Source organism: Deltaproteobacteria bacterium (assembly GCA_016874775.1).
Lineage (GTDB): Bacteria > Desulfobacterota > Binatia > Bin18 > Bin18 > VGTJ01.
In genome coordinates this window covers 1-15,770 of sequence record VGTJ01000003.1, presented here as the reverse complement: position 1 = coordinate 15,770, position 15,770 = coordinate 1, and the positions used below count along the sequence as shown (strand labels likewise).

Annotated in this window: 15 protein-coding genes; 13 read left to right on the top strand and 2 right to left on the bottom strand. The window is 51.6% G+C overall.

Going from position 1 to position 15,770, the window contains the following annotated elements; translation table 11 throughout:
* Nucleotides 1-16: 16 nt before the first annotated feature.
* On the bottom strand, nucleotides 17-2,116 hold the full coding sequence (locus tag FJ147_00810; protein ID MBM4254418.1) for a hypothetical protein: 2,100 nt from the start codon (nucleotides 2,114-2,116) through the stop codon (nucleotides 17-19).
* 323 nt (nucleotides 2,117-2,439) lie between these two features.
* Here FJ147_00810 and FJ147_00805 point away from each other — a divergent pair, with 323 nt between their 5' ends.
* The 3 genes from FJ147_00805 to FJ147_00795 all read left to right on the top strand — a co-directional run bounded on the left by FJ147_00805 (nucleotide 2,440) and on the right by FJ147_00795 (nucleotide 4,062).
* Nucleotides 2,440-3,081: a PAS domain-containing protein gene (locus FJ147_00805; protein ID MBM4254417.1), complete on the top strand. Its 642-nt coding sequence runs from the start codon at nucleotides 2,440-2,442 to the stop codon at nucleotides 3,079-3,081.
* 140 nt (nucleotides 3,082-3,221) lie between these two features.
* Nucleotides 3,222-3,407 carry a PAS domain-containing protein gene (locus tag FJ147_00800; GenBank protein MBM4254416.1) on the top strand — a complete coding sequence of 62 codons (186 nt, stop codon included), beginning with the start codon at nucleotides 3,222-3,224 and terminating at the stop codon, nucleotides 3,405-3,407.
* 19 nt (nucleotides 3,408-3,426) lie between these two features.
* Entirely contained in the window at nucleotides 3,427-4,062 is a 636-nt protein-coding gene (locus FJ147_00795) for a hypothetical protein (protein MBM4254415.1), read from the top strand.
* 30 nt (nucleotides 4,063-4,092) lie between these two features.
* Here the strand turns inward: FJ147_00795 and FJ147_00790 are convergent, their stop codons facing one another.
* On the bottom strand, nucleotides 4,093-4,263 hold the full coding sequence (locus FJ147_00790; protein ID MBM4254414.1) for a SelT/SelW/SelH family protein: 171 nt from the start codon (nucleotides 4,261-4,263) through the stop codon (nucleotides 4,093-4,095).
* A gap of 186 nt (nucleotides 4,264-4,449) precedes the next feature.
* On the opposite strand from FJ147_00790, the gene FJ147_00785 reads away from it, so the two are divergent.
* The 10 genes from FJ147_00785 to FJ147_00740 all read left to right on the top strand — a co-directional run bounded on the left by FJ147_00785 (nucleotide 4,450) and on the right by FJ147_00740 (nucleotide 14,959).
* Complete coding sequence (locus FJ147_00785; GenBank protein MBM4254413.1) at nucleotides 4,450-5,757, top strand: hypothetical protein; 1,308 nt, start codon at nucleotides 4,450-4,452, stop codon at nucleotides 5,755-5,757.
* An 11-nt stretch (nucleotides 5,758-5,768) separates the two neighbouring features.
* Nucleotides 5,769-7,826: a thioredoxin domain-containing protein gene (locus tag FJ147_00780; GenBank protein MBM4254412.1), complete on the top strand. Its 2,058-nt coding sequence runs from the start codon at nucleotides 5,769-5,771 to the stop codon at nucleotides 7,824-7,826.
* Nucleotides 7,827-7,849: 23 nt separating this feature from the next.
* Nucleotides 7,850-8,356 carry a DUF1499 domain-containing protein gene (locus FJ147_00775; GenBank protein ID MBM4254411.1) on the top strand — a complete coding sequence of 169 codons (507 nt, stop codon included), beginning with the start codon at nucleotides 7,850-7,852 and terminating at the stop codon, nucleotides 8,354-8,356.
* Nucleotides 8,357-8,365: 9 nt separating this feature from the next.
* On the top strand, nucleotides 8,366-9,247 hold the full coding sequence (locus tag FJ147_00770) for an alpha/beta hydrolase (GenBank protein MBM4254410.1): 882 nt from the start codon (nucleotides 8,366-8,368) through the stop codon (nucleotides 9,245-9,247).
* A 151-nt stretch (nucleotides 9,248-9,398) separates the two neighbouring features.
* Nucleotides 9,399-10,256, top strand: a complete 858-nt coding sequence (locus FJ147_00765; GenBank protein ID MBM4254409.1) for a class I SAM-dependent methyltransferase — start codon at nucleotides 9,399-9,401, stop codon at nucleotides 10,254-10,256.
* A gap of 124 nt (nucleotides 10,257-10,380) precedes the next feature.
* Nucleotides 10,381-11,538, top strand: coding sequence for an acyl-CoA dehydrogenase (locus FJ147_00760; GenBank protein MBM4254408.1), 1,158 nt, complete (start codon nucleotides 10,381-10,383; stop codon nucleotides 11,536-11,538).
* Nucleotides 11,539-11,582: 44 nt separating this feature from the next.
* Entirely contained in the window at nucleotides 11,583-12,335 is a 753-nt protein-coding gene (locus FJ147_00755) for an SDR family oxidoreductase (protein ID MBM4254407.1), read from the top strand.
* Between the two features lie 205 nt (nucleotides 12,336-12,540).
* Nucleotides 12,541-13,137 carry a DUF937 domain-containing protein gene (locus FJ147_00750; protein ID MBM4254406.1) on the top strand — a complete coding sequence of 199 codons (597 nt, stop codon included), beginning with the start codon at nucleotides 12,541-12,543 and terminating at the stop codon, nucleotides 13,135-13,137.
* Nucleotides 13,138-13,172: 35 nt separating this feature from the next.
* Nucleotides 13,173-14,186, top strand: coding sequence for an LLM class flavin-dependent oxidoreductase (locus tag FJ147_00745; GenBank protein ID MBM4254405.1), 1,014 nt, complete (start codon nucleotides 13,173-13,175; stop codon nucleotides 14,184-14,186).
* Nucleotides 14,187-14,290: 104 nt separating this feature from the next.
* On the top strand, nucleotides 14,291-14,959 hold the full coding sequence (locus FJ147_00740; protein ID MBM4254404.1) for an HAD family phosphatase: 669 nt from the start codon (nucleotides 14,291-14,293) through the stop codon (nucleotides 14,957-14,959).
* The last annotated feature ends 811 nt before the right edge of the window (nucleotides 14,960-15,770 follow it).

The window sequence follows — 15,770 nt, the reverse complement described above, 5'->3', positions numbered from 1 at the left end:
CTTAAGCAAGCCTCTGCTAGCGGTCCGCCGACGCCTGTACTGGGCCCGGAGGCGCGGGCTGAACAGGGGGCTCGATCCGTGGGACTCGTTTACGGGCCTTCGGCCGTGGACGTATGGAGACCGGCTTCGTCTTGCTGCCTGAACGTAGCGCAGGACCTATCCGATCATAACGGTAGATGTCGTTGCGAAATTGCAACTCACCGTCATCTTCTATCCACGCTGTCCAGTATTGGATGTACACTGGCAGTGGTTCGGGAAGATATACAGTTTGTTCTTTTTCCCGGCGGAGGGTGGCGTCGATGGCTTTTCGCGTCCACTTTGGCGTATCACGCAACAGATATTCTGCAAGTTCAATCGGCTTTTCGATACGAATACATCCGTGGCTAAACGCGCGTACGGTTCGGTTAAACAGGTTTTTCGCCGGGGTGTCGTGTAGATAGACACTATGGGGGTTGGGGAACATGAACTTGACCCGACCCAGTGCATTTTTCGGCCCTGGTCCCTGACGGATGACATAGTCATAGACGCGTATTGATTTGGTTGTGCCATCTGCTGCTGCAGGATCTGGTACCTGCTTATAACCGATCGGGATGCGACGAACATCAAAGTTATTACGCCCGAAGTATGAGGGATTCCGTTGGTGCAGAGGCCACAACTCTTTTTCGGCGATTGTCTTGGGAACGTACCAGTACGGGTTGAGCACGACATACGTCATCTTGGCGCTAAACGTTGGCGTTGCGTTTTCTTGCATCATCTTGCCGACAACAACTTTCATATCCATCACTGGCCGTTCGTTTTCGACGACTTCTAGGGTGAAATTGGGAACATTGACCGCAATGTATCGGCGTCCGAGGTCTTGCGGTAAACTCCGCCAGCGCTGCATGTTCATGACGATTTGCCGTACCCGTGTTTCTGCCGAAATGTTGAGTGCGGCGAGGGTTTCCCCATTGACGGTACCACTGACTGACAATCCATGCCGACTTTGGAACTTCTGCACCGCTTGTTCTAATTCCTGATCGAAACTGGCTTCGCCAAGACGAGGCAACGGGCGTTTTCCGGGGGTGTCGAATAGACTATCTGGATTATCGGTTGCCGCCGAGCGGAGGTCTCCACTCGCTATCAAACGTGCGCGGAGTTTCGCGACGCGCTCTCCTGTGCTTCCCAGCGCAAGCGCAGGGCCGCCTGGGATTGTTGCCCATCCACCACGAGCAACGATATCTCGATGCTGCGCCAACGCATCGCGTAAACGAAGGTATCCAGGTTGTTTGGGAGGTAAGTTGCGAACCGCATCGCTGATCTGGTTGGAAGTCAGGGCTGTGTGTAAACGTGCAACTAAGTCAGTTTCATCGTTCTTGGTAAACCACTTTTCGTCTAAGAGTTCGGGATTCACCTCACCCAGGGTGGCATCCACTCCATAGAGAAAGAAAGCATCGGTTAACAAGAAATCAAGATCGGCAAGGAGGTTTGCGTCTGCGGTTCTTTGCCCTCCATGTTCAGGGCGCAAGTCTGCAATCACCGCTTTGATCTTGGCAAGATGATAATCGCTTGCCCGTAACCCTTCGCGTCCGGCCTCTTCTTGAATGGTCGTCAGCAGGGTTTCTGCATGCGGAAGCAGGCCGGAGGTATTTGTCCATGCCGGTTGATACATGCGCCCCTCGTAGAAGCGTGTGAGAAGTGCCGCGGCACGGAGCAGTTCTTTGCCGACGTACAATTTTGGTGGAATAAATTTGACTGGCTTCTGCGGCGGCGGCGGTGGGGTGACCACTGCAGGGGGGGGAGGTGCATCCGTCGGGGTTTCTGTGTCGTTTGCCGGATCGGCATTGGCATCGACAGGTGCAGGTGTCTCTACTGGTGTTGCTGGGAGTATTGGTTCTGGTGGAGGTTTGCGGGCCTCAAGTTGCAACCGGATACGTTCAGCAACTGGGTCTAATGCAGGTTGAGCTGCGACTGATAGCGGAAGACTCAGGCCTGAAGCAACGAGTACTGCGAATAGGAGCAATACTAGCTGGGGTACCCTCAGACCTGCCACTACCTGTGAGTGTCTGCAGCGTTGGACGTATGTCGATTTGGGCGTCTCGCATGGCACCGACCGTCGGCCTAACATCGTGTACTCCATCGAACGACTATGACCTCCTTACAGTAGAAAGGGGAAACGCTTCACCATAGCATAATGAACACTGGCGTATCACCTGCTCGGTCAACTTATGTTTGGGCCTGGCGGTTCCTTTTCATGGCCGAGTGGGCTCCTCCAGCGCAGAGTGCAATGAATCCACCGCGGTTCTTATAGCATGGATACATATTTGTCGCATGGTCTGCCGTAGATTTTTCAAGGCTTGCCGAATCGAGCAGAGTTTCGTACAGTTTGCCAAAGCTTGGTAAGGAAGAACTCAGGTGGGGTCAAAAGCGAAAACGCGGCGCAGAAACGAGGGTCCTCTCACATTGTCACAACCAGCATTGGCACGATCAGTGCTGATACTGCGGCCACCCTATGGTGTGAGTGCGGAAATCGAGAAAAATGACTCCTTTCAGGTTTTCTTTACCAACTCTCTCATCCCTCTCTACATCTTTGATCGCGACACGTTACAGTTTCTTGAAACAAACGATGCGACGGTTGCGCAATATGGCTATACGCGAACGGAACTCCTCGCCCTTGACGCTACGGTGTTCCAGCCGAACGAAGAGATTGCTCGATTGGTGACATTTGACATGACTGAGATGCTGCGAGCCGAGGCAAGCCTGCGCTATAGCACTGAGCATGTCTATCAGTTGACAGATAACCTGGACTCTGTGTTCTGGGTGGCAACGCCTACCTTGTCTCGCTTTCTCTATATCAGTGCCGCGTACGAAAAGGTGTGGGGACGGGGGCGTGCAGGTCTATATTCCAATGCCTGGGCGTTACTCGACACAATCCACCCCGAGGATCGCGTGCGAGTTGAGGATGCGACACGGAATAGCTTTGCCGATTTTGATCAAGAGTATCGGATCACTCGTCCTGATGGCGAGGTGCGTTGGATACATGGCCGTGCATTTCCGATTCGTGGCCCCAAGGGGGAAATCATTCGTGTGGCCGGGATAGCTTAAGACATTACCGAGAAGAAGAAGGCTGAGGACCAGCTACGCTACAACGAGGAGCAACTGCGCCAGCTGGCAGAAAACATCACTAGAAGTGTTTTGGATGAGCACAGCGGATTGAGGGCAGACACTGTACGTCAGCCCCGCATATGAAAAGATTTTGGGGAAGGAGTATATCGAGTGCGTTTGAAGATCCTTGGTCATTTGTTGAGGCAATACATCCGGAAGATCGACAACGCGTGCTGTCAATGCTGACGGCTCCTTGGGCGCAGGAGAGGCGACCGCTTGAGCATGAACACCGCATTCTTCGGCCCAAGGGAAACATATCCTACTAGGAACACGGGAGTTTCTGGCGTGATGAGACATGAGCAGAGATCTGAAGGGGAAACGAATGCTCTTTCCCGCACCCAAGAGAGTCGAGGAAACGAGCCGAGCTCGGGAAAAAGAAGTGACCAGCAAGCCAAGGCCAGACAAAGTCAGTTCTCTGAGCTACTTGCCTTGCTCCCGAGCAGTAGTCGAGCGCAGGAACCCAGTGACGTTGCGTACGCACTGGTCGCCGATTTAGAAGAAAAAGGAACTTTCCCTGACGCTCACTATGTGTTGGCAGAGCGGTTACTTACTCCGAGACTTGCTAAGCTGATCGAAAGTGTTGGGAAGCACTGGGTTGGCCAGTTAGAAGGGCGCTGCCCTATACAGTGGGAAGGCCCCTGGTTACGTTTAGAGCAGGTTGCTGAGAAGCTGCGAGAAGAATCTCCGCAGAGTTTTCGCTCTTCTTCAATCCTCGACACCCATGAGGTCAGCAGGCCGGTTTACATTTTCTCCCGCAGCGTTCGGCTTGATCACTATGGACGCAAACGAATTGTGATCATGCATGGAACCGAAGACCTGAGCGATCCTCCGCTCTTCCTTTTTATTGATGCGCTCTTTTGGGAAGGGCGCCGGATTGTCCAAATGTGGCAGTATCGGTGGGAAGAGCGGATGTTCTTGTAGTCGAACGTCGCGACGACACTTCCCACGCCCCTACCGGGGCAGAGCGGCGCGCACTTCCGCATATGCAGGGAACCGCCCCGTCGCTTTTTTCGAATAGATTCGTTTCCCATCCACGAATACCTCGAAGCGCCCGTCGTCGTACGGGACGAGGCTAAGAGACTTCACCCTTTGTTTGTAATCACTGAGGATCTCTTCCGTCAGACTGACGGCTTTGGGTTCGTAGCTTCAGGCCGCACAGTATTCGATGCGAATGTCCATGATGGGCTCCTTTAGAAAAGGACTATAGTATTGAGCACGACAAGAGGCTAGCGGGCTATATCGTGGCCTTCTTTCTTCTTGAGCGCTCCTGTTCTATGCTCCAAGCGAGCTTTCTAAAGGAGGACCGTTATGGATTGGCGAGAACGCTGTGGCGATAAACTTGTGTCCGCCCCTGAGGCGATGAAAGCCGTACGTGATGGCGATGCGGTGCAGGTTAATTGGTTGCACGCGACACCGGTGACGTTATGTGAGGCATTGCTGGCGCGAAAAGATGGTCTGCGGAATGTGACGGTAGGAACGATTGGCCCTCTTTTTAATTGGGACCAACCAGGGGCTGATCGCGCCTTTACGATCCAAAGTTGTTACCTGGGGGCGACGACTCGCCCGATGATGGACAAGGGAATGGTCGATTTCGTCCCGGTTATGTACTACCGCCATCATGAGCTGCCACCGGGGCTTCAGTGTGACGTCTATCTGACCCCGGTCTCACCACCGGATAAGCATGGCTACTGCAGCTTTGGTACCGGTGTTTTTATGTCGAAAACTATGGCTGCGGCTGCGCGTGTGGTCATAGGAGAAGTGCATGAAAATTTTATTCGCACCGGTGGCGAAAATTTCATTCATGTGTCGGAAATCACTCATTTCGTCGAACCAACGGCTCCGCCTGCCGCACTCTCTGCCACAGCACGGAACGAAGAAGAGGTTGCTGCCACAGAAATCATTTGTACGCTGGTGGCCAATGAACTGATCAATGACGGAGATACCCTGCAGATTGGTCTCGGTAGTGTCTCGTCACCGTTAGCAATGTATTTGGAGAACAAGAACGATATCGGCATTCATACCGAAGTCATTCCTGGTGGCGTGGCACGCCTAGTGCAAAAAGGAGTGATCACTGGGAAGTACAAGTCGGTGAACCCAGGAAAAGTGGTCGCGAGTGCTGGCATTGGGGTGCTGCCGGATGAACTTGAGATTATCGACCACAATCCGAACTTTGAGTTTTACGACTTTACGTATACCGATGACTTACGGTTGTTGGTAAATCAGAAGAACTACGTGGCTGTGAACAACGCCTTAGCTATCGACCTCGGCGGACAGGCCTGTTCAGAGTCGCTGGGACCATTGATGTATACCGGCACTGGTGGACAGGCGATTTTTACTATCACCGCCCAGTACTGTAATCCGGGCAAATCGATCCTCGTTACGCCCTCGAGTTCCATCGTCAAAGGGAAACGTATCTCACGGATAGTGCCTGTGCTTGAGGCGGGCAGTGTCGTGACGGCGCAACGGGCGTTTGTCGATTATGTCGTGACCGAGTACGGCATTGCGCAGTTGCGCGGGAAGAGTTTACGACAACGCGCCGCGGCGTTAGTCGAGGTGGCGCATCCAGAGTTTCGTCCTGATTTAATGCGCGAAGCGCAGCGGATTTATCGGATGTAGCAGAGTAGAGCATGGCACATACATTCACCAATCGTTTGAGTAAAGAAACGAGCCCGTATTTACTTCAACATGCGCATAATCCGGTTGACTGGTTTCCCTGGGGTGAGGAAGCATTTGCCAAAGCGAAGGCAGAGAATAAACCGATCTTGCTGAGTGTCGGGTATTCGGCATGTCATTGGTGCCATGTGATGGAGCGCGAGTCGTTCGAGAATGAGCAAATCGCTCAACTCATGAACGAACTGTATGTGAACATTAAAGTGGATCGTGAAGAACGGCCAGACGTTGACGAGATCTATATGAATGCCGTGCAAATGCTCACCGGTCGCGGTGGATGGCCGATGACGGTATTTCTTACTCCAGACGGTAAGCCGTTCTATGGTGGAACGTATTTCCCACCGGAAGATCGCCACAATTTACCCGCGTTCCCGCGCGTCCTGGCTGGGGTGGCGCAAGCCTATCGTGAGAAACCGCAGGAGGTTGCGCATTCGACGGCGCAGATTCTCGCGAATCTTGAAAAACTCTCTCATCGTGAGGAAACCTTGCGCCCGCTCCATGAGAGCACCCTGGAGAAGACAGCCAGCAGTTTAGCGCAACATGTTGACCATACACATGGCGGCTTGGGGGGAGCGCCGAAATTTCCTAACTCGATGGTCTTCGGGTTTTTTTTGCGCCAATACAAAGCAAGCGGACGGAGACAATATCTCGATGTGACTTTGCATACGCTACGCAAGATGGCCGAAGGTGGCATGTATGATCAACTCGGTGGTGGCTTCCACCGTTATTCGGTCGATGAGCGTTGGTTAGTACCCCACTTCGAGAAAATGCTTTATGATAATGCGCTGCTCGTGCGGGTGTATCTTGAAGCCTATCAGGCAACCCATGAGGTGTTCTTTCGCCAGGTTGTGGAAGAGACGCTTGCGTACGTTGAACGTGAGATGTTGCACCCTGATGGTGGGTTTTACGCGACTCAGGATGCAGATTCCGAAGGAGAGGAGGGGAAGTTTTTCGTCTGGAGTCACGATGAGGTGATGCGTATTCTCGGTGATGAGGCTGGAGAGATTTTTTGTCGATATTATGATGTGACTGATGTCGGGAACTTCGAGCATCACAATATCCTTCATCCGACACTTTCACTTGAACAATTAGCGAAACTGTTCCGCCGGAATCTTGCTGAGGTGAGTCAGCTCATTGCTGAAGCGAAACACAAGCTGTTTCTCGTCCGTGAACAACGAGTGAAACCTGGACGTGATGAAAAAATCTTGACGAGCTGGAACGGGTTGATGCTCTCGGCGTTTGTCGAAGGGTATAAAGTCTTAGGGCATCCGCGCTATTTAGCCATCGCACGTCAGACGACCGATTTCATCTTTGCTCGCTTGTATCGTGAGGGTCGATTGCTGCACTGCTACAAAGAAGGGCAAGCGAAGTTCAATGCGTACCTTGATGACTATGCCTTCTTAGCTGCGGCGTTCATTGATCTGTACGAAGCAACGTTTGAGCGACAGTATCTCGACATGGCGCTGGAGCTGACGGAAACGTTGCTGTCACGTTTCTGGGATGCCACTGAAGGCGCTTTCTTTTTTACCAGTATTGACCACGAGGCGCTGATTAGTCGTTCGAAGTCGGCGTTTGACGGATCGGTTCCGTCGGGAAATTCGGTCGCAGCCCTCACTCTCTTGCGTCTCTTCTCTCTGACCGACAAGCGAGAGTATCTCAACAAAGCAGAGCAACTGCTTCGTCTCTTCTACGATGCGATGGAGCAAAATCCCTTTGGCTTTAGTCATATGCTGTGCGCATTAGATTTTTATCTGCACCGACCAACGGAGATCTGTTTGCTCGGGATAGTGCACGAGCCGCAAACACGCGAGTTGTTGGCAGAGATCCACTCGCAGTTGCTGCCGAACAAAACGCTCGTGGGCATCGAGTCGCCGCAGCAAAGCCAACTACCAGGCATGTTCGCTGGGAAAGTGCAGGTCGACGGTCAGGTCACCGCATATGTGTGTCGGAATTTTACCTGTTCACTGCCGGTGATTGATCGAGAAGCGTTGAGGAAGGTTCTACTAGCGTCATAAAAAGCTGCAGAGAAGGGAGGGGTATGCGTATCGTAGGGATCGTGTTGCAAATCGTTTTTTTTCTCGCGTTGATTTTTGTGTCGCTGTTAGTCGCCGGAGTCATTTCGAATCGTCTGCCGCTCAATGATCCTCCAGGTTTTGGTCCGCGAATTTCAACCTATCTTTCGACCAATGTGGCGGAAACGTCTGCGGATACGGTCTTTCCGGAACTGAAGTTGCGACGATACGAAGCACCACCAGCGCTACTGTACGATGTTACACGGCGTGCGGTCCAGGGGTTGAAGTGGGAGGTGACTGCGATGGATGATACGAAGCACGAAATCCGTGCAGTGGTGACTACCAAGGTGTGGAAATACCAAGATGATGTAACCATTCAAATTCAACCTGCGCAACCAAGTGGGAGTTGGCTATGGATTCGCTCGGCTTCACGCGTCGGGAAAGGTGATTTGGGAGCGAACACGCGTCATGTCATGGACCTGGTGCGGTATGTGGATGAAACCGTACCGAAGCAAGCGTTGGTGACACAGTAGGGGGGGGCGATGGAAAAGGCAGTCGAGTTTTACAGCGAGACGGTTCCAATGGCAGGCGTGCTGTTTATGCCCGCTGACATCGCTCCTGGTGAGCAGCGGCCAGGGGTTGTCATGTGTCACGGGTTCACTGCAGTCAAAGAGGTGCTATTGCCAGAGGTTGCGCAACGCCTGGCGAAACTCGGCTATGTCACCTTAACCTTTGATTACCGTTTTCTTGGTGCCAGTGGCGGTGAGCCGCGTCGGCAAATCATGCCGATGCGACAGATTGAGGATATTCGCAACGCCGTTACTTTTCTGCAGAATCAACCGGAAGTGAATCCCGAACGCATCGGGTTACTTGGTGTGAGTCTGGGAGGCGCGAATGTCAGTTATGCGGCTGGAGTTGAAGATCGTGTCAAAGCCACGGTGAGTGTTTGTGGTATTGGCGATTGTGGCCGCTGGATTCGTGATGCTTGTCATTTTTGGGAGTGGCGGGCACTCTTGCAGCGGTTGGCGGAGGACCGGCGAGCGCGGGTGCTGACGGGGAAGCTGCAGTATGTTCATGCCAAAGATATCGTTCCTGAGCCTGACAGTACCTCTGTTCTGTTCGAGAAGATTCTTCATCAGTATCCGCAGTGGAGCAGAGAGATTACCCTGGCTTCGGGCGACGCACTCATTGCCTATCGCCCAGAGTCAGTTGTCGAAAAAATTGCACCGCGAGCGATCATGTGGCTACATGGGGACGCTGACGAACGGGTATCGATGGAAGAATCCATCTCGATGTTTCACAAGGCAGGTGAACCGAAGAAGCTGGTGATTCTTCCCGGGCTTGGGCACAGTGATATCATTACTGGACCGGGGCTTGATCAGAGTATGCCGCATATCAAGCAATGGTTTGCTGATCATCTGTAACGTGTACCGGCCTTTTCTGCTCGAATTTGGTTCTATTTCGCTCTTGTGCTCTACTGAAGAACGCCTCTCTGAAGGTGGAGATCGCAGTTTGTGCGGTCACAGATTGTAGCGGTGCGTATTGTCTAGCAAGAGAAAGGAAACCCTGGCAGCTATGGCGTACGAGGGCGATAAGCATATCAGTGAAGAGAGCATCAAGTCTGACTTCTATCTCAACCCCCAGGTCCGAACGAAAGGCACGGCGAAGACACTGCAACGGTTCCGTTCACTCCGAGATATGCTCATTCGCATCCTCAACCGGCGACCTGATGAACTCGCAGACCTTAAGATTGCTGATATCGGGTGTGGTGCTGGGAATCAATGTCTTGTCTGGGCGCAGCATGGCCATCGCCATATTCGAGGGATGGATATCGATCCTGGGCTCGTCCGGCTTGCAAAAGAAGATGCTCTCGCCGGCGGATACGGTGTTGACTACTGTATTGGCTCCGGCACAGCACTCCCCTGGGCAGCTGAAACAATGGATGTCTGTCTAGCCGTGGAGCTTTTGGAGCATGTCCCAGCGTGGGAGGCGTGCCTGAAAGAATGCGCGCGTGTCTTGCGCCCTGGTGGTGTCCTGTTGGTGACAACAAGTAATAAGTTGTGTCCCATGCAGGAAGAATTTCGACTACCTCTGTATAGTTGGTATCCTCGCAAGGTGAAAAAGTATTGTGAACACCTCGCGGTGACGACCCATCCGCATTTAGCGAACTATACTCATTATCCAGCCGTGAATTGGTTTAGCTACTACATGTTACGTGATGACATGAAAAGGATGGGATTTGATCTTTGCCTGGATCGATTTGATGTCATCGATACTGAAGGAAAGGGATCACTGACCAAACTGATCGTTCAAGGAATTCGGACTGTCCCAGCGTTTCGCTGGCTCGCACAGGTGGCCAGCGTAGGCACGCTGGTCGTTGCGTTTAAGGCGAATAAGGGGGAGTCCAAAAACCAGAAGGTTGTGCTTCATTAAGAAGCAACCTGCCACATGGTTTCTGCTGCCCTGCGCATGCGATTGCAAAATCGCCAACAACGGGTTTTCTTCTCTCTTCTGCTTGTGGTAGACAAAAGGCCAACAATGCTACCGCAAACAGGAGATGACCATGGAATTTGCCCTCACCGCCCAACAGGACGCGTTTCGTAAAGAAATACGCGAGTTCCTTTCCCAAGAAGTCACTGCGACCTCAGCGACTGAAGATGGTTGGATTGTGGGATACTCTCCTGAGTTCTCTCGTAGACTTGGGGCACGAGGGTGGATCGGACTGACCTGGCCAAAAAAATATGGAGGTCAAGAACGTTCCTACCTTGATCGACTGGTCCTGACAGAGGAACTGCTGCGAGCTGGCGCACCGGTTGCTGCTCATTGGTTAGGCGATCGACAAGTCGGCCCAGCCTTGTTGGCCTACGGCAGCGAAGAGCAAAAGATGGAGATCCTACCACGTGTCACAAGAGGAGAGATCGTCTTCTGCCTCGGTATGAGTGAACCAGGATCAGGTTCAGATCTAGCTTCGCTCCGCACCAAAGCGATAGAAGAGGGTGATCATTTCATCCTCAACGGACAAAAAATCTGGACCAGTTTTGCTCATGTCGCTGATTATGCGTACCTCGTTGCCCGGACAGATCTCGAGGCGCCGAAGCATAAAGGCATTAGTGAATTCTTGGTGGATATGAAAACACCAGGAGTGACGGTGCGGCCACTGGTCGATATTACTGGAGAACATCACTTTAATGAGGTGTTCTTTGATAACGCGAAAGTAGAAAAACGGTGGCTGATCGGTGAGAAAAACCGAGGTTGGTATCAGATTGCCTCACAATTGGATTATGAACGGAGTGGTATCGAGCGGTTGTTGAGTAACTATCCGTTATTTCGCGATACGGTGAAGTATGCACAAGAGACCGGGCTGGCAAAAGATCCTCTCGTGCGTAACCAACTGGCGCAAATGCAGATAGAACTCGATATGGGACGCTTCATGGTGTACAAAGTCGCCTGGTTGTTAACCCAAGGCCACGCGCCGAACCACGAGGCGGCAATGGCAAAATGCTTCTGCACCGAAGTTGAGCAACGTATCGCCCAGACTGTATGTAGTCTTCTTGGAGACTACTCGCTGTTGCTCCCTGGCTCTCCTGCGGCACGCTTAGCTGGTCGCGCTGCGCGTGAGTACCTCTACGCCCCTGCGTACACCATTCAGGGCGGTACGAGTAATGTCCTGCGCAATATCATGGCAATTCGCGGGTTGGGATTACAGGCGGGATAGGGAAGTGCTGGAAGGGGCGGAGACAAAAATAAAGGAATGCGGTCATGCTCTTAGCCAATAGAGTTGTACTCATTACCGGATCGGTACGTGGCAGTGGGGCAGGGATTGCCCGCGTCTTTGCGCGTGAAGGTGCACAGATAGTGCTGAATCAAGTAAAGGATGAAGGTAATCCACAAAAGGTGCTTGACGAAATTCACAGTACAGGCGGGAAAGCCCTTTTTGTTCATGCTGACATCACCGACGAGCAACAGGTCAGCGATATGGTTAAGAAAGCTGAAGACGCTTTTGGAAAAGTCGACATCCTGGTGAGTAACTATGCGGCTGCGATTCCGCGCAAGAGTTTTGTCGAGATGGCATGGAGCGAATGGCAAGAACAAATCGACACAACTTTAAAGGCTGCGGTCTTGTGTAGCCAAGCCGTGCTTCCGGGGATGAAAGCCCGGCGCTGGGGACGTATTATCAGCGTCAATACCATTGGGATTCATCAGCCGGCATTAACCTATCATGGGTACACTGCTGCAAAGACCGCGATGATCGGCTTCACCCGTAATCTGGCGGTTGAAGTTGGACAGCACAACATTACGGTGAATATCGTTTCTCCAGGGCTTACCCTGACTGAGGAAGTGAAGGCAATGCTTACTGTGGAAGCTCAGGAACGACATGAAAAACAGATTCCGCTACGCCGCACTGGTACCGTTGAAGATACGGCGCACGCGGCTCTGTTTTTTGCTTCGGAGCTGGGAAGTTTTGTGACTGGCCACTATCTACCTGTGTGTGGTGGGCAAGTGATGGAATAGTGAAAGCAAGGGGAGAGCCTTTTTTTTCTTTAATGTCCGATAATTTTTGTCTTGTCGTTTTTAAAATCCAGGAGATGTGACCGTGATGTGACCGTAACGAGAGGGTTCGTGAGTCGAGAATATTTATCATGGACTCCATGTGAATTTCAGTCTATTGTCTCACGTTGCGTAAGCGGATTTGAAGAAATTTTTTCCAGGAGGTCGTATGTCGTCCATCCTCGATATGCTGAATCAACAACTCGGTGCCGATGCGGTCCAACAGATTAGACGCCAATTGGGCGTTGATGAAGGAACTGCCAGCAACGCAATCTCGGCGGCATTACCGATGCTTTTGGGTGGGCTGGCGCGCAACTCGGCAAACCAACAAGGGGCTGACGCATTAGCTTCTGCATTATCTCGGGATCACGATGGCGGCATCCTTGATAATCTCATGGGGTTCCTTGGAGGGAATGCTGGGAGCTTGGGAGCCGGTGCTAGTATTCTCGGTCATATCTTTGGTGGAAAAACAGACGCGATGTCGAATATTCTGAGCCGTTCGACCGGTATGAACATTGGTTCCGCCGGCAGTCTGCTGTCGATTTTAGCACCACTGGTGATGGGAGCGCTGGGCCGTATGCAGCGGCAGCAGGGCCTTGATGGCGGAGGGTTAGCAAACGTTCTCGGTGGTGAACGCTCTCGCATGGAACAAGCTGCTCCGGGGTTTGGTGGGCTTACTCGCATCCTCGACCTTGACGGCGATGGAAGTGTTATCGACGACCTCCCTCAGCTTGCAGGGATGTTAGGTCGGTTCTTTAGTCGTTAATGTGTCGTCTATTCTACGTCTAGATAAGGGGGCCTATGTCACGTCGAGCAATTGCCCTGTTTACTCCGACGATTAGAGATATGGTTGAGATCGCGAAGCTAGCGGACGAGGCTGGTTTCGATTCGGTGTGGAATGGGGAATTCTTTAATCGCAATGGTCTTGTGACCCTCGCCGCTGTGGCGCAAAACACGAAGCGAGTCAAAATCGCTACTGGCATTGCGTATGCGTACATGCGCAATCCGGTGCTCAATGCCACCGGTGCGATGGATCTCGATGAAATGTCTGGAGGGCGCATGGTTCTTGGCTTGGGTAGCGGAACCAAGTCGATGAATGAGGGCTGGTACGGCCAGGCATTTGAACCACGCTCAGCGGCGAAGATGAAAGAGTGTGTGGCGTTGATCAGAAAAATCTGGGCGTCTCACAAAGGCATGGGCGTTCGATTCGAGGGGGAATTCTATCGGATCAACATTCCAGCCTTTAGCCGTCCGTACGCTGTGCGTGATCGAATTCCGTTGTATCTCGCTGGTGTACAAAAGGGGATGTTGCGAACTACTGGAGAAGTTGCTGACGGACTCGTCGGTCATCCACTGTATAGTCGCAAGTATATTGCCGAGTTTATTAAGCCAAATCTTGAGATCGGAGCAAAACGGGCAGGCCGTGCAGTCAAAGGTGTTGATGTCACTTCTTTGCTCATTACTTCGATCAGTCACAACCGAGATCAGGCGATCCGTGACGCAAAAAATCAGATCGCGTTCTATGCTTCCGTTAAATCCTATGAAGAGATTCTCAACATTCATGGTTGGGAGAAGCAGAAGCTGTCGATTTGGGAACACTTTAAGACCTTCAACCTACCGAAGATGGCTGAGGCTGTCTCTGATGATATGGTTGAACAGATTGCAGTTGCTGGGACACCGGATGAATGTCGGGAACAAATCAAGAAATGGGACGGGTTGTTGGACTTACCAATTCTCTACACGCCAACCGCAGGGGTGAAGGCTGATCGCGTCATGGAGAATCATCGATTGATAGTCGAGACGTTCACCTCATAGCGATCAGTTATCAGTTGTGAGTTGTCAGTCCTCGTTGCTGAAAACTGATCACAGATGACTGACAACTGTTTTCGCTGACAACTGGCGACCGGTTCCCGACCTTTATGATCACCACGATAATCTTTGACGCCGAAGGCGTCGTTCTGGATACTGAAGCGGTGTGGGATCAAGCCCAGGTTGAGTTTCTGCGACGTCGAGGAATTCGCTATCAACGAGAGCAACTGAAACCGTTACTCACCGGACAATCACTCGTTGAAGGTGTTCGCGTTATGCAGGCGTTATATGGGTTTCCAGGTGATCCAGAGAAATTAGCGCAAGAACGTTTGGCGATTGTAAAAGCAGCGTTAGCGACTGGCGTGAATTTCATTGCTGGATTTACCGATTTTTTCGCGTTGGTCACGAAAAACTATAAAGTCTGTATTGCGACAGCGATGGACCGTTCATTATTTCAAACTGTAGAAAATGCTTTAGATTTGCGAGCTTTTTTTGCTGAAAAGATGTTTTTTATCGACGAAGTACGAGGAAAAGGAAAACCACAACCGGATATTTTTCTTCATGCGGCGAGACAACTTCACTCTGCGGTTGAAGAATGCGTCGTTATTGAAGACTCGCCTTTAGGAGTTGAAGCGGCCAAACGGGCAGGTATGCTGTGTGTCGCGCTAACGACAACCTATGAACGAAAGCACTTGTGCAGTGCAGATTGTGTGGTTGATAGCTTTGTGCAGTGCTGGAAAAGCATATTTTGTCGTCGGTGTTTCGCTATTAACTCTTAGTGCTCAGCCGGCGTAGAACAGCGAGGATGCTTGTTACTGAACTCTTGGATACGGGTGGGCTTGAAGTATGGACCACTAGTATTGTGTCTGGCAAATACGTGAGCAGTGAGTAGGACCTTCTTGGAGGGTTGGCATTGCCCACCAGCCTCCTGATGAGACACTTTACTAGCATCCCGAGCAAGGGGCGCAACGTGTGTTTGTCATGTCACATTCAGATTGTTATACAGGATCACTATTGGAAATTTACTCTAGACTCGCTAGAATTTTCATAGTACCGACAAGGGAAATTCAATCCCTTGTTATTGTTCCCTGGAAAGGAAGCGATGCCTCAGGAATTACCAATGCATAGCTGGGATTTACGCCCTGTCCCGTTCAAATATCAGCTGAGTGATTGGACACTCCTGACCATCCCGCTTCAACTGCAGTGTCGATCGGTGCTCCTTACAGATCAATTGCCACCGCAGGCATCTCCCTCGCTTCCCGTTGATACACTGATGGATGGAAGTCAAGGATTTATGATCCGTGCACTGCCAGTGACCTGTGATATCCCCAACCTGCGTCAACAAGATGGATATGTTTGCTATGTTCCCCTGCAATATCAGCACTTCTATATTGATCTCACACTCTCCTTCGATAGCTATCAGAAGAAGTTTTCTTCCAAGACTCGGTCCACGATCAGTCGTAAGGATTTTAGAAAAAATAACTTTAACAACTGTGAGCTCGAGGGAGTAAGGAATAATTCCACTCTCCATGAAAGGCCTGTGGTTTCAACTTCAGGGTGGCCAGTTCTTCTTTCGTCACTTCCTTGCCG

Excerpts from the sequence above, each read along its gene's own strand:
- FJ147_00810 (MBM4254418.1), bottom strand. The coding sequence starts at position 2,116 with ATGGAGTACACGATGTTAGGCCGACGGTCGGTGCCATGCGAGACGCCC.
- FJ147_00800 (MBM4254416.1), top strand. The coding sequence starts at position 3,222 with ATGAAAAGATTTTGGGGAAGGAGTATATCGAGTGCGTTTGAAGATCCT.
- FJ147_00785 (MBM4254413.1), top strand. The coding sequence starts at position 4,450 with ATGGATTGGCGAGAACGCTGTGGCGATAAACTTGTGTCCGCCCCTGAG.
- FJ147_00780 (MBM4254412.1), top strand. The coding sequence starts at position 5,769 with ATGGCACATACATTCACCAATCGTTTGAGTAAAGAAACGAGCCCGTAT.
- FJ147_00775 (MBM4254411.1), top strand. The coding sequence starts at position 7,850 with ATGCGTATCGTAGGGATCGTGTTGCAAATCGTTTTTTTTCTCGCGTTG.
- FJ147_00770 (MBM4254410.1), top strand. The coding sequence starts at position 8,366 with ATGGAAAAGGCAGTCGAGTTTTACAGCGAGACGGTTCCAATGGCAGGC.
- FJ147_00765 (MBM4254409.1), top strand. The coding sequence starts at position 9,399 with ATGGCGTACGAGGGCGATAAGCATATCAGTGAAGAGAGCATCAAGTCT.
- FJ147_00760 (MBM4254408.1), top strand. The coding sequence starts at position 10,381 with ATGACCATGGAATTTGCCCTCACCGCCCAACAGGACGCGTTTCGTAAA.
- FJ147_00755 (MBM4254407.1), top strand. The coding sequence starts at position 11,583 with ATGCTCTTAGCCAATAGAGTTGTACTCATTACCGGATCGGTACGTGGC.
- FJ147_00750 (MBM4254406.1), top strand. The coding sequence starts at position 12,541 with ATGTCGTCCATCCTCGATATGCTGAATCAACAACTCGGTGCCGATGCG.
- FJ147_00745 (MBM4254405.1), top strand. The coding sequence starts at position 13,173 with ATGTCACGTCGAGCAATTGCCCTGTTTACTCCGACGATTAGAGATATG.
- FJ147_00740 (MBM4254404.1), top strand. The coding sequence starts at position 14,291 with ATGATCACCACGATAATCTTTGACGCCGAAGGCGTCGTTCTGGATACT.